At 38.8% G+C, this 12901-nt stretch carries 9 protein-coding genes; all 9 read right to left on the bottom strand.

The features are described 5' to 3' along the window. Positions 1–1008 (bottom strand): L-rhamnose/proton symporter RhaT (gene rhaT / locus AABE15_RS02000; RefSeq protein WP_338329610.1); only part of this gene is annotated, 1008 nt, incomplete at its 3' end. Between the two features lie 73 nt (positions 1009–1081). After that, positions 1082–1906 (bottom strand): rhamnulose-1-phosphate aldolase, encoded by an 825-nt coding sequence (gene rhaD / locus AABE15_RS01995; RefSeq protein ID WP_338329609.1) that lies wholly within the window; start codon positions 1904–1906, stop codon positions 1082–1084. Between the two features lie 10 nt (positions 1907–1916). Next, entirely contained in the window at positions 1917–3170 is a 1254-nt protein-coding gene (locus AABE15_RS01990) for an L-rhamnose isomerase (protein WP_338329608.1), read from the bottom strand. 17 nt (positions 3171–3187) lie between these two features. Then, positions 3188–4669, bottom strand: a complete 1482-nt coding sequence (gene rhaB, locus AABE15_RS01985) for a rhamnulokinase (RefSeq protein WP_338329607.1) — start codon at positions 4667–4669, stop codon at positions 3188–3190. 626 nt (positions 4670–5295) lie between these two features. Beyond that, positions 5296–7404, bottom strand: a complete 2109-nt coding sequence (ligA, locus tag AABE15_RS01980) for an NAD-dependent DNA ligase LigA (RefSeq protein WP_338329606.1) — start codon at positions 7402–7404, stop codon at positions 5296–5298. After that, a complete protein-coding gene (recN, locus tag AABE15_RS01975) occupies positions 7401–9125 on the bottom strand; it encodes a DNA repair protein RecN (RefSeq protein WP_338329605.1) in 1725 nt (574 codons plus the stop codon). Before recN ends, ligA begins: the two co-directional genes overlap by 4 nt. Positions 9126–9161: 36 nt before the next feature. Then, positions 9162–9995: an outer membrane protein assembly factor BamD gene (locus tag AABE15_RS01970; protein ID WP_408870239.1), complete on the bottom strand. Its 834-nt coding sequence runs from the start codon at positions 9993–9995 to the stop codon at positions 9162–9164. 253 nt (positions 9996–10248) lie between these two features. After that, positions 10249–11199, bottom strand: coding sequence for a UDP-3-O-acyl-N-acetylglucosamine deacetylase (lpxC, locus tag AABE15_RS01965; RefSeq protein ID WP_338329603.1), 951 nt, complete (start codon positions 11197–11199; stop codon positions 10249–10251). A 124-nt stretch (positions 11200–11323) separates the two neighbouring features. Further along, the gene (gene ftsZ, locus AABE15_RS01960) at positions 11324–12802 is read right to left on the bottom strand and encodes a cell division protein FtsZ (protein ID WP_338329602.1); all 1479 of its coding nucleotides are present in this window, start codon (positions 12800–12802) and stop codon (positions 11324–11326) included. Between the last annotated feature and the right edge of the window lie 99 nt (positions 12803–12901).

Genomic DNA, 12901 nt, shown 5'->3' with positions numbered 1-12901 from the left:
TCCGACAATATTAGCTGCCACGATGATGATGAGGCATCCAGTACAGAGAATATAAATAGGCTTTTTTCCAATACCTCCCCATTCTTTAAGGATAAGGCCGACAATGCCACCACATAAAACGTAAAAACTCATATGGAGCATCCAACTTATAAAGCTGTATTTAGAGGGAATATTTGCGTGTCCAAAGGCATAGAAAAAAAATTGGAAATACCACATTGATCCGCCTAAGACAGAAAAGAAAATATTTCTGAGTAGGAGGGGCGTAGAAATGGAATTCGGTCTTAATGCCTTATAATTCAGTAATCGATAAAAACAAAAGCCGAGATTGACGATAGCCCCTCCACCCATAATAATAACATAGCTGGGCAAATCAACGAATAAAGGTGAAATTCCCAGTTTTGCAGCTTCTTGGTGCATGGGCGTGGCAGCGTTTATAGCAAAAGACATGCCTGCCGAAAATATTCCACAGAGGCAAGCAAGCAACAGTCCTCTTTTAAGATGAAAATCTTCAGTTTTTATTTGTTTCGCACGTTCTTTTAACACGCCTGCATATGAGACAATCGCTATGCCAATAACAGCTGTGAACACTCCAAGAAAAATAAATTTTCCTCCAGGAGAGTAGGCTAACTTCATAAAGTTTCCTTGCAGTAGGGGGGTTGCTAAGGTTCCAACGACCAACGTAATACCAATAGCAATGCCTATCCCCATTGACATTCCGAGATATCGCATGGTTAAGCCATAACCAATATTACCAACTCCCCACATTGCTCCGAACAAGAAAATAGGGAGTATCACATTAAGATTGAACGATCCGTAGTACGACCAAAAATCAGGCAGAAGCCAATAGCTGACAACCCAAGGCAAAATAATCCACGAGCAAAGACCAGCTACAGACCACATCAATTCCCACGACCATATTCGAACTTTCTTTAACGGTGCATAAAAACAAGCGGCAGACGTTGCCCCAATAAAGTGCCAAAATACTCCAAGTAAAATACCGTTATTCATGAAATTTTCCCCATAATGAGAGGGTTTCGTAATAATTTTAAAAATCAAATCAGTATAATTTTGTTTGCAAACGTTACGATGCTAGCGCTTCAGCTAGAGGGGTAACATTAAAACGTTTCGCAAGTTCTATAAGTTGGTTGGTGGAAATTGTTTGTTTTTTCCCTCCCATTGACATGACGTTTACAAGAATTTGTGCTGCTTTTTCGGCGGTGTCAATTAAACCAAAAGCTTCATCAAGCGTTGCACCTGCACCAAATATTCCGTGAAAGGGCCACAGGACTAAGTTATGCTTTTTCATAAGCAATGCCGTTTCATCGCCAATGGCATCGGTTCCAGGAACCATCCAAGGAACAATACCAATGCCTTCTGGAAACACTACCAAACATTCAGTGCTCATCTCCCAAAGTTGTTTTGTGAACGATGCATAGTTCAATTCCAACACATAACTTAAGGCGATTAAATGGGTTGCGTGACCGTGCATAATGACGCGATTTTGACCATTTGTGACTTGCATTTTGGTAATATGCGATTGCAAATGGGCTGTCAGTTCAGATGTGGGGACACCCTCGTTGTGAAGTCCCCAGAGAATATGATACCCAGTTCCTTCTTCGTTAATTTGTATCAGGGCTAAGGTATCTTCTGGATCCAACATGACGTTACGAAAAAATTTTCCTGAACCCGTTACCAAAAAATATTGATTTGCCAGCTCTTTGAAAGGACGCGTCGTTTCGAGAAAGCGCGGATGTCTATAAAAGTCGTTTTCGTAGGAACAAATGTCTTTTTGGGTTAAACGCAAACTTATATTTCCGCCATTACGTTCGTTCCATCCTTTGAGCCACATATCTTCTGTAACTTTTACTATATCTTTAATAAACCATGCGTTGTGAATGTGTTGCATGAAACCCGTCCTATCGTTTTAATAAAGTGGAGGCTTCGTAATTTCGTATTTCTTTAAGCCAATTTTGACCGATGCTTGCATTGTTTCGGTTACAATATTCGTCCCAAACGGCAGACCAAGGTAAAGATTTTTGTTCTTCCATTAGGGCCAAACTCGACGTAAAATCCATTTTATTTTCAACTGTACGCAGTTGATCGGTAGGTTCTAATAATGCGCGTAATAATGCTTTTTTGACGTTTCGCGCTCCTATAATCCAAGCCGCAATACGATTAATTGACGCATCAAAAAAATCGAGACCAATATGTACGCGGTTAAAAAGTTTTTCTCGTACAATTTCATTAGCAATGGCTTGCGTTTCATCATCCAAAAGAACAACGTGATCACTATCCCAGCGTACAGGCCGGCTGATATGTAATAAAAGATGATGGACGTATGGAGTGACGGCAGATATCTTGTCTGAGATGAGTTCCGTAGGATGAAAGTGCCCTGAGTCTAAACAAAGGGCTGTCTTTCGTGTTATGGCATAGCCTAAGTAAAACTCATTCGAACCTGCTGTATAAGATTCGATACCGATACCGAAAAGTTTGCTCTCAACTGCATCAATATGGTAATTTTCATCAATCTTTTCGTGAAGGATTTGATCAAGCGAATGAATTAAACGCTGTCGTGGAGCAAAGCGATCAGCAGGTAAGTCCTTCATTCCATCGGGGATCCAAATATTCATTATAGAGGGTGAATTAAGTTCTTTTCCAAAATAAGCTGAAATTTTTCGACACGCGATCCCATGGTCAATCCAAAATTGGCGAATATTTTCATCAGGGTTGGTAAGGGTGCCCAATTGGCTGAGGGGATGAGAAAAATAGGTTGGATTAAAATCGAGGCTGAGGTGGTTGTGCTTGGCCCACAGAACCCAATTTTCAAAATGCTCAGAAGCAATTTCATTGCGTTCAATGGTTTCATTGCACTCGAGGTAAGAGGCATGGAGATTGATCCGCTTTGGTCCAGGAATATAATTTATGGCTATTTCTATATCTTGTCGAAGTTCGTCAGCGGTTCGTGCTTTACCCGGGTAATTTCCTGTTGCTTGAATCCCGCCTGTTAATGAAGACGGATTTCTTTTTTCGAATCCGCCGACGTCATCCCCTTGCCAACATTGAATAGATACGGGCAAATGAGTCATAGTTTGAATTGCTGTTTCCGTATCTACGCCAAGCTCTGAAAATCGTTTATGAGCGATATCGTAGCTATCTTTTACATAGTGCATGGTAAAATTCCCTTTCGTTATAAAGCAATCTCGTTTCCTGTGTTATCGGCAATGTCACAAATTCTATTGAAGCGATGGTAAATATTGGCAGAAATTAAATGATGAGGGTGATAAGACGCGACTGGAAAGCTGTTGCTAATAATTTTACGAAACATCTCAATGGTATGAATTACGCCGGCAGTAATAAATTGTGCACCAGCATTTCCTAAAGCTGAGGCTTCTATTGGACCGGTAGTTACTTGGAGTTGGCAAGCATCGGCGCAGAGTTGATTTAGAAGAGAATTTTGACTGCCGCCACCCACAACATGTAAAGATTGAATGGGTGTATGTCTTAAAGCGGATAATTGTTTGAGCGTATAATTGTAGGATAAAGCTAGACTATCGAATATACAGCGACTAAGTTGTTCAATGGTATTAGGAATAGGCTCGTGATGCTCTTTACAGGCCAATTGAATTGTTTTAGTCATTGATTTTGGATTTAAAAACTGGCTATGATTTGGATCAATCAAACAGGTAAAAGCAGGTGTATTTTCGACGTTTTTTAGTAAACGAGCGGTATTTTTGATGCTATGTTCTTGACAAATTCGTTGAAATAGCCAATGTCCCATACTATTTTTCAAGACACGATAGCGATTATTAACACCCCCTTCGTTTGTAATATTATTGCAACGTGATACTTCATTAAGGTAAAAGCGTTCGCTATCTAAGCCTATAAGTGACCACGTTCCAGAACTTAAATAGGCACAATTTTTGTCACGTAGAGGTGTAGCCAAAACTGCGCTTGCTGTATCATGACTTGCTATCGAAAGGACGGGAATGGCTTCGTTTTTTGCATTTTTCCAATAACCAATCGTATGTCCCATTTTTTGAACAGGTTTAAACCAATTTTGTGGGAGGTTAAGGTAGTTAATTAAGTCGTTGTCCCATGTTCCTGTATGGATATTAATTAGTTGCGTTGTTGTGGCATTGGTGTATTCACAATGTATGTTCCCCGTTAGACAATAGGCTAAATAATCCGGTAACATAATAAAGTGCCTAACACTCTTTAGCCATTCAGGATTTTCGTCTTTTAGGGATTTGAGTTGATACAATGTGTTGAACGGTTGGAATTGTATGCCGGTTTTTTCATAGATTGTATTGACGGAAAGTTCTTGTTTAACACGTTCCATAATGCCGTTTGTTCGGGAATCACGGTAACAATAAACTGGCCCAATGCGGTTTTTATTTTTATCGAGTAATACGTAATCAACGCCCCATGTATCAATGCCGATGCTGTCGATAACAACATTCAAATTATCAATTGTTTTTAGGCCAATACGTATTTGTTTTTCAATTTCATCTATATCCCAATAACAGTGGTTAGCCCTTAAACGTATGGGAGTTTTAAAGCGATGTATTTTTTTTAAAGAAAGTGTCTGGCTTTCGCGATGGTAACGGATAAGCATGACACGACCACTGGATGCTCCTAAATCAATAGCGACTACGTTATTAGTACTCATAGCGATCTCTTAAAATAATATGTCTGTGAGTGTTATTTTAAGAAGATAATTTAATAATTGGCTTTAACGATTTTGCCATGTTTAGAATTTAAGTGGCAAAATCATCGTATAGACTAGGAACACACGAAAAAGTGTTCTTTGATTACGTATTTTTATTAATAGGAGGTAACTATTTTTAAATTAATTAAATAAAAATGTTGTAGCGCATTTTGCGACTGTATCTCAGTTTATAAAAACAACAATTTTATCAATTGATAAAGGTAATAAAATAACTATACATATGCGGAAATAGTATAGATAAAGACCCGTGCAGTTGATTTCATAAGATGTTAATTACAACATTGATAAGACCATAAATTAGTGAACATTGTGGGTTACAGTCATTGGTAAAATTATTTGAAACCAACAAATTAGTTTTTACGCAATGGATTATATTTTCGAAATATGGGGGAGGGTAGTTAATGACCAGATAGGTTAGAGGTCACATAAATAACTTTCGATAAATTGTTTTCACAATTACAAAGAATTTATAATTTCCTTATAACATACAATTATTTGGTGTATGACCAATCCATTAATTTAGCGGCATATAGATTAAATGTCGTATGCGTTCTAGGAATTTTTATTTAATCCAAAGGTGGATAGTGGATGAGTTCGCGCCATTCCTGTTCATTTAAGCACGTTTTGCCCAGCTCTTTTGCTTTTTTGGCTTTACTGCCACCATCTACGCCTTCAATAATATAATCTGTTTTGACTGACACCGAGTTGGTAACTTTTGCCCCTAAGCGTTCGGCTATATCCTTAGCTTCAGAGCGTGTCATTGTTGAAAGTGTGCCAGTAAAAACAATTGTTTTTCCAGCCAACAACCCTTCTGTGTTGCTTTCAACACTTTCGATATGTAATACTTTTTCTAGATCATTTAATGTGTTTAAATTGTGTTTTTCACTGAAAAAAGCAGTAATTTCCTCTGCTACCGCAGGTCCTATTCCTTCAATTGAGCCTAATGCTAATCTAGCGTCTGACCCGATCTGGCATGCTAACATCATTTGCTCTTTCCAGATTGAATACGTGTTATAGTATGCTGCTAGTAACTTAGCCGTTACTAAGCCTATGTGACGAATACCTAGTGCATAAATAAAACGATCCAATGTGACGGTTCGTTTTTGATCAATAGCAGACAATAAGTTAGCTAAAGAAAGTTCTGCCCAGCCTTCTAGACGGAGTATTTCGGAGCGATACGCTTCGAGGTGAAAAATATCAGAAGGTTGATGAATAAATCCTGCTTTAAAGAAAGTTGAGACGGTTTTGGATCCCATTCCTTCAATATCAAAGGCATTTTTTGAGCAAAAATGAATTAATCTTTCTTCAATCTGAGCCTTACACGTTAAGCCTCCAGTACAACGTCTTGCAGCTTCACCCGTTGGTTTTTCAGCATGTGCTCCACAAATGGGGCACGTGTGTGGGAATTGAAAGGATAGATTTCTTGTTTCTTTAAAACTTGAGGCATCGACTTGGACAATTTGCGGTATAACGTCCCCAGCGCGTTGCACAATAACTTTGTCGTTTTCGCGTATATCTTTTCGGTTGATTTCGTCTTCGTTATGTAACGTGGCTCGGGTAACGATGACGCCACCAATATTTATAGGTTCTAACAGAGCAACGGGGGTCAGCGTCCCGGTTCTGCCTACTTGAATTTCTATTTTTTTTAAGGTTGTTATGCCTTTTTCTGCTGGGAATTTCCAGGCAATTGCCCAACGCGGAGCACGTCCTACAAACCCCAATCTATCCTGTAAATGAATATCATTCACTTTATAAACAACACCGTCAATATCATAAGAAAGACTAGAGCGTTGGGTGAAAATTGTCTGTTGAAAATCTTCCGCTTGGTTGGCATTTTTTATAACGCGATACAATGGATTAACCTGAAAGCCCCATTCTTGTAAGCGTTTAAGAAAATGCTCATGCGTATCTGCAACCGATTGGCTTGAATACCCTTGTGCATAAACGAATAAAGAAAGTGGCCTATGGCGGGTTATTTCTACGTCCAATTGTCTGAGTGAACCTGCTGCAGCGTTTCTAGGGTTGGCAAATAACCGTTTATGTGACTGTTTTTGTTGCTCATTTAAAATAAGAAAATCTTGCTTGGAAATATACACCTCGCCTCTTATTTCTATTTTTTCAGGAGCTTTTTTCAGTAATTTAATGGGTATGTTGGATATTGTTTTTACATTTTCAGTAACGTCTTCACCTATTGTTCCATCTCCTCGTGTGATAGCCTGTACAAGGTTTCCATCTTCGTACACCAGGTTGATTGAAAGACCATCAATCTTAGGTTCAGCTACAAAAGATAAATTCTCCATATCGTTCGATTTTAAGTCCAAATAGCGTTGGATACGATTGATAAAATTCTGAAAATCTGTTGTATTAAAGGCATTTTCTAAGGAAAGCATAGGTACAAGATGCGTACGTTTTGTCAGTCCTGTGCGGGGTTCACTGCCAACAGTTTCATGCACATTCAAAGTTTTTACTAGGGTTGGAAAGCGTAATTGAAGGTCTTTTTGCCTGCGTCGTAATGTATCATAAACAGCGTCATCAACCTGCGGATCATCTTGGTTATAATAAGCATCATCAAACTGTTTCAAAAGCTCCTTCAGTGCCAGCATTTCGTCTTCTGCTTGGGATTTAGAGAGTAGATGGGTTTCAATATGTTCAAAAGGAGTTTGAGATTTTTTCATGATTTCTTATGGTCTAACAAACTGTCTGCAGCAGCTCTTGCTGCATCGGTTATTTGGTTTCCTGCTAACATTCGAGCAATTTCTTCTCGACGTTCTTGCCTGTTAAGTTTTTGGGCATAAGCAAATGTCATACCCTCGTTAATGGTTTTGGCAATTTTAAACTGAGCATCGGCGCTTGCGGCAATTTGTGGGCTGTGTGTGACGGCAAACACTTGAACTGTTTTAGCAATACGGTGGAGACGTTCACCAATTGCGGAGGCGGTTGCGCCACCAACCCCTGCATCAATTTCATCAAACACCAACGCAGAAAGAGTGGATTGACGACTTATAACCACTTTTAAAGCTAGCAATAATCGTGATAATTCACCACCAGAAGCCGCTTTATTTAGAGGGGCAGGGGGAACACCTGGGTTTGCTGCAATAAGAAACTGGACTTGATCTTTTCCTGTATAATTCCATGCTTCTTTAGGTAAAGACGTAAACGAGACTACAAAACGTGCCTTTTCCAATTTAAGTGGTTTAAGTTCTTTTTCAACAGATGTTTGTAATTGTAAAGCTACGTTCTGTCTTTCCTTATGCAAATTTTCCGATGTTTCTTCGAACTGTCTTCTTAAAGTGTGTACTTCCATTTCTAATGTTTTGACTTCATGATTTCCCAGATCGAGATTTAAAAGCTGTTTTTCAAAATCGTCTAAAAGAAGAGGTAATTCGTTAATACTAACGTTAAATTTTCTACTTATCGCTCTAAGACCAAACAATCTTTCTTCGATAGTGTCTAATTTTTGCGGGTTAATTTCGATGGTATTAATTAAACGGTTTAAAATGGTTTCTGCTTCGCCTAAACTTTCCTCTGCACGCGTGAGGGCTTCCAATATTTCTTGGACAGATTCTTCTTCTTTATAAGACGATCCTTCAGGATTAGACACAGAAGGGAGCAAGCGTTGCAATACTTTACTTGCATTCAATAACGTTTGTGCGGGTTGAAAAGCTCTGCGATCTTGGGGGGCGATTAAATTTAAGGCCGAAGATAATGCTTCTAACTTTCGCTCATTGTATTGTAAATTTTTTCTTTGTGTAGCCAGCTCGATTTCTTCATTTTTTTGGGGGGAAAGTTGTTTTAATTCTTTTACTGAACTACGTAACCATTCTTCTTCTTTTGCGGTTGCTTCGAGTGTTTTTTTTAAAGCTGCCAATTGGGCAGTGGCTTCAATCCAGCGTTTATAAGCGTTTTGATTTTGTTCAATAAGGGTAGAGGAAACCCCAAAACTATCTAAAATTAAAAGATGGGTGCGCTGATCCATCAATCCTACTTGAGCATATTGCCCTTGCATTTCTACGAGTGATTGTGCAATTTCCCTAAGAAAAGATATTCCTATAGGTTGGTCATTGATATATGCTCTGGAGCGACCATCTACGGTAATTACCCTGCGGATGACTAGCTCGGATTCAGCAGCTTCGGCTATTTCAAGGCCTTGCTCAGTAAATTGAGAAAATATAGGATGCGTTGGAATGACTTCAAAACATGCTGTAACACTAGCTTGATTGGCTCCAGCACGGATAAGGGTTGTACTGGCTCTATCGCCTAAAACCAAACCAAGACTGTCAAGTAAAATAGATTTTCCAGCCCCAGTTTCTCCCGTCAACACTGTTAGTCCTTGATCAAAATATAAATCAAGTTTTTCAATTAGTACGACATTGCGTATAGAGAGTTGAGTTAACATTTATATATCAAATAAAATTATACTCGTTGTGTCGCATTAAAAAATGGAGGTCACAGAACGCCATATACGACCAAAAAAGTTAGGTTTTGTTCCAGTTGGTTTTTCGGTTTTGGTCGTTACTAGATGATTATCTTTTAAATCTTCATACGTATAGCGATACCACTTACTGTCTGGATAATTATAGCCAAGAACTGCCGCTGCTTTGCGCGCTTGATCGGTTAATCCTAATTTAAGATACACCTCAACCAAGCGATGCAAAGCTTCAGCGACGTGATTGGTAGTTTGGAAATCTAAAATAACGCGTTGATACCGTGTAATTGCAGCTTCATAGTTTTTTTGTTGTTCATAAAACCGACCTACATACATTTCTTTACCCGCTAAATGATCACGGCACAAATCGACTTTTAACTGAGCGTCTCTTGCGTACGGCGTATCTGGGAAACGCGTTATTACATCGTTCAAGGCGCTAAGGGCTTCTAAGGTACTTTGCTGATCTCTTGCAACTGCTGAAATGCGTTCGTAATAGCAAAGTGCTCTTAAATAATAAGCATAAGGTGCGTCTGGACTATTGGGATGAAGTTGTAAAAAAGTTTCAAGTTGTTTGACTGCTTCTGGGTGCTGATTTTGTAAATAATATGCATACCCTTCCATTAATTGTGCGTTGGGAGCGTACCCAGAGTAAGGGAAATTCTCTTGTAAAGTTTCAAATTGCTTGGTTGCTAATTTATAATGCTTGGTTTTTAAGGCATCAATTCCATTGTTGTAAAGTTGTTCGGGTGTACTTTGTTTATAACTTAATTCTGAGTTGTCGTTAACGATTTTCGTTTCCTTTTTACCGTGATGATTCCCACCACAAGCAACTAAATTCATCGAAAATAATAACGGTATACATATACGAGAAACATGCTTTGAAAAATGTTTTTTTTGATTTACTGCAACCACAGTTATGCTAACTTTCTGCTCTTCTGAAATGGTACAATAGTTAATTACGAAATTAATTTTATAACACGTCGAGCAATAAGATGAAGCGATTAATTAAGTAAGAGAATAAATTAATTCAAAAGTGAGGATTTTACGCCTCTTGTTTGTTTAATTATAAAAAATTAAAATTACATTGGGCACGTCAAACAACGCACCATGATTTTTTGTCCGACATCAATTGTCTTAGCAAAAGATTGTTAAGTTTATGTCCGGATTTATATCCCGTAAATTTGCCCTGAATTTGCATATTAGTCATAGACAAATCCCCAATTGCATCAAGCATTTTATGCTTAACAAATTCATCTTTACAGTTTAACCCATTAGAGTTGATAATTTTATTATTTTCGACCACAATGGCATTGTCCAAGCTTCCCCCTTTTACTAATCCCATTTCTAATAAAGTGTCTATTTCCTGCTTAAACGTAAACGTACGGCAGTGAGCAATTTTATTGTTAAAATTGCTGGGGGTAAGCTTCATTGAATAATGTTGCTTACCGATGATTTTAGCTGGAAAATTAATAAAAATGGATAAAGACAAGTTTTTATAAATAGAGGGACTTAATTCAGCAAAAGCATCATTATCTTGAACACGAACGGTTTTTAAAATTTTGAGAGTTTTGGCTCGGGTAGGGTATTTAACATGTTCGACATTTTGCAAAAGAGAAACATATTTGCGCGCAGACCCGTCAAAAACAGGCAATTCAGGGCCGTCGCATTCTATGATCACGTTATTAATGTAATTTCCTGCTAGCGCAGCCATAAGATGTTCTATGGTTGAAATTCGCACGGTAGGATAAAGAGGATTAGCAATAACTGTACTTAGTTTTGTGTCGATAACGTTACTATAAAGTGCTTTTATACAAAGATTATTTTTATCGGTCCTGCGAAAAACAATACCTGTCCCTGCGGGGGCCGGTAGTAATTTTAAACAAATATATTTTCCAGTATGCAATCCAATACCCGAACAAACAATGGGAGAGGCAATGGAATATTCTGCAGACGAGCTACTGAGCTGAGAAGAATAAGATGAGCAGGTATAATTTTGAAGGCTATGATCGTGATGGGCTACAGGTTGACTCTGTGCTTCACTCATAACGTATCTCCTAGCAATAAATGACCGCAATAGTTTACTATCGTTTTAGAACTTACTGTAGCTGAAGACCAGTCAAAGATTATTGCATAGTATTACGAACTTTATTTCGTTATCGTATATAATTTTATAGTTTACTTTTATTTCTTCTTAAAAAAGCAGGGATATCTAGGCTGTCTTCGTCGTCGAAGCTATCAACGTTAGAAACGCTAGCTTGCGTATTAAAGATAGTGGGTTCGTTTTTAGTGGATTCAGATTTGGAGTCAATACCACTTTTATTTCCTCGCAGTGCCCCGGTTACAATACCAAATAGACTACGAGAAGAGGAAGCAGCTGTATCGTCTGAACGTTGTTTTGATTCAGAGAATAAACCTGATCGAGGAGAGGTTTTTGATACGCGTTCAGGCACAGAATCTGGAGGGGGAGCTTTGGGTTCTTGGTTAGTGTTTTGTGGGATTATTGTTTCAGTTTTAAGGTCGGGCTCAGTAACGTCTTGATGAGATTTTTTAATAGTATTTGCTGTCGCCGTAGCAATAGACGTATCGGCTTGATCTGTGGTAGAATGCTCTGTATTTTCAATAGCATCAGACGGATTTGAATCCTGAGTTTGGTTGTCTTGTTTACTATATTTAAACTGACTATCAATTCCTGTAGCGACAACAGAAACCCTTATTTTACCGTTTAAACTCTCATCAATTGCTGATCCAAAAATTATATTGGCATCTTCCTTAACTTCTTCCCTAATGCGGTTTGCAGCTTGATCGACTTCAAACAATGTTAAGTCTTCACCGCCTGTAATGTTTATAAGCAGCCCTCTTGCTCCGGCCATAGAGGTATCTTCTAAAAGTGGATTAGAAATGGCTAGTTCTGCTGCCCGTGTGGCGCGATCTTCTCCTTCTACCTCTCCAGTACCCATCATGGCTTTGCCCATTTCTGCCATAACGGTGCGAATATCAGCAAAATCAAGGTTAACTAAACCTGGCGACATCATTAAATCGGTGACCCCTTTAACACCCATATACAGAACTTCGTCCGCCATTTTAAAGGCGTCTTTCCACGTAGTATTTTCGTTAGCGGTACGGAATAGATTTTGGTTGGGTATAACGATCAAGGTATCCACATACTGTTGTAATTCGGCGATGCCGGCTTCTGCAAGGCGCGCTCTTTTGGCACCTTCAAATGTAAAAGGTTTTGTTACGACACCAACAGTTAAAATATTGCGTTCTTTTGCCATCTGAGCAATAACAGGTGCGGCACCGGTTCCTGTCCCGCCACCCATACCCGCGGTAATAAAAATCATATGAACATTTTCCATATGACGAGCAATTTCTTCAGAAGCTTCTTCTGCGGCTTGACGACCTACTTCTGGCTTTGCACCTGCGCCTAATCCTTCGGTAAGGTGAAGCCCTAATTGAATACGATAATCGGAGTGACTGTTCATTAGTTGTTGCGCATCGGTATTTGCAACGACGAATTCAACCCCTTTAAGATTCATAAGAATCATATTATTAACCGCATTCGTACCCCCTCCACCTACACCGATGACCGTGATACGAGGGGTGAAGTCAGAATAAGTGGGTTGTGGAATGGTTAAATTAAGCGTCATGGGTGTCCTCGAACCGATTATTGCTGTGAATTTAATAAATATACCGTGCGATGGTTTATAAATTCAAAGGAAATATTTATACATGAATCTGTATAAACT

It is taken from the genome of Commensalibacter sp. Nvir (assembly GCF_963921845.1).
Classification (GTDB): Bacteria; Pseudomonadota; Alphaproteobacteria; order Acetobacterales; family Acetobacteraceae; genus Commensalibacter.
Note: the sequence above shows the minus strand (reverse complement) of the source record. Positions and strands in the feature narration are given on the sequence as shown.

Excerpts from the sequence above, each read along its gene's own strand:
- lpxC (WP_338329603.1), bottom strand. The coding sequence starts at position 11,199 with ATGAGTGAAGCACAGAGTCAACCTGTAGCCCATCACGATCATAGCCTT.
- rhaD (WP_338329609.1), bottom strand. The coding sequence starts at position 1,906 with ATGCAACACATTCACAACGCATGGTTTATTAAAGATATAGTAAAAGTT.
- ligA (WP_338329606.1), bottom strand. The coding sequence starts at position 7,404 with ATGAAAAAATCTCAAACTCCTTTTGAACATATTGAAACCCATCTACTC.
- AABE15_RS01990 (WP_338329608.1), bottom strand. The coding sequence starts at position 3,170 with ATGCACTATGTAAAAGATAGCTACGATATCGCTCATAAACGATTTTCA.
- rhaB (WP_338329607.1), bottom strand. The coding sequence starts at position 4,669 with ATGAGTACTAATAACGTAGTCGCTATTGATTTAGGAGCATCCAGTGGT.
- recN (WP_338329605.1), bottom strand. The coding sequence starts at position 9,125 with ATGTTAACTCAACTCTCTATACGCAATGTCGTACTAATTGAAAAACTT.
- AABE15_RS01970 (WP_408870239.1), bottom strand. The coding sequence starts at position 9,995 with ATGAATTTAGTTGCTTGTGGTGGGAATCATCACGGTAAAAAGGAAACG.
- ftsZ (WP_338329602.1), bottom strand. The coding sequence starts at position 12,802 with ATGACGCTTAATTTAACCATTCCACAACCCACTTATTCTGACTTCACC.